Genomic DNA, 1,194 nt, shown 5'->3' with positions numbered 1-1,194 from the left:
AAATGTTTCACGTTATTAAAATAAATATGAATTTAATTTCCTTTTCTTCTGTGTTATTATTTTTAAGTTGTAATAGTTGTCAAAACAAACCAATACATAATAATCAAAATAATTCTGTTGACTCATTAAATAAATTACAATTAGAAAATAGTGTTCACTTGTCAAATATTAATGATTTTTATTTGAAAAATCTAAAAAGAGAAAACATTGTTAATCTCGAAATATTAAATAACACATCAGAAACGCTATATTTTGGGAGAGAATTTGAATTGGAGATTTATAAAGATAACAATTGGATTAAGGTTGAAAATAATATTTTCATTAATGATATTGGTTATAAATTATTGCCAAATAAATCTCTAAAAATGGAACTATTATTTAGTCAACAATCAATTAAAAAGATTGGAAAATATAAGATTACTAAAAAGTTTAAATCAAATAATAAGGTTTACGAAAGTTCAATTGAGTTTAATGTAAAAAACGACAGATAACATAGTATTGGCAAAAAACGGGGTGAATACTATCTTTGAAAATTCAGTTAACAAAATCCGGAAAAAATTTTTCCTTTTACTTTTTTCGTATATTAGCAAAAGGAAAAAATTTTTGCTCAAGGTCGGTTTTCCTTTGAAAATGTCTGCAAAGTAGCCCGTTCTTCGCCAATACTTTTTCCGTTATCTGCAATTACATTACAAAAATTCGCTCTAAAATGAAAAGTATTAAATTGGTATTTTTATCTCCGTTTTTATTGATTTTATATGCTTGTCCAATGGCTCCAGGTTCGAGAATGTATAAACCAATAAATATTGAATAAACTTACTTTACGCAATCAACAAGATGTTTTCTTCCTAATGATGCAAGGAAATTTAAAAATGAAATAAATAAAAACAAATTACTAAATTGGACTGGGATAATTAAAAATGTGAAAACTGAAAACGATATGGATTCACTAAAATTTATAATAACTGTTGATCACAAATATTGGGATTTTATTGAAGATTTTAGTATTCAAGACGAAAAAATATTTCTTTCAGAGAAAGGTGAAGGCTCATTCTATTTCACTAAAAAATATCCACTTTCATATAAATCTAAATTAGATTCAATTTCAAGCAATTATAAAGTTAACGATTTTATAATTTGCTATGGAAATTTGAAAAATAGTTTTGAAAATATTCCAGAATTGAACGCACAATTTTC

2 protein-coding genes are annotated in these 1,194 nt (G+C 24.6%); both read left to right on the top strand.

Going from position 1 to position 1,194, the window contains the following annotated elements:
• On the top strand, window positions 1-491 hold a 491-nt coding region (locus AC5XHR_RS13720), incomplete at its 5' end, for an immunoglobulin-like domain-containing protein (RefSeq protein WP_495951344.1).
• Between the two features lie 428 nt (window positions 492-919).
• The coding region (locus AC5XHR_RS13715) for a hypothetical protein (protein ID WP_495951343.1) at window positions 920-1,194 on the top strand (275 nt) is incomplete at its 3' end.

It is taken from the genome of Kaistella sp. CFF1-2, assembly GCF_059509915.1.
The sequence above is the reverse complement of the archived record's forward strand: the minus strand, read 5'-3'. Positions and strand labels throughout refer to the sequence as shown.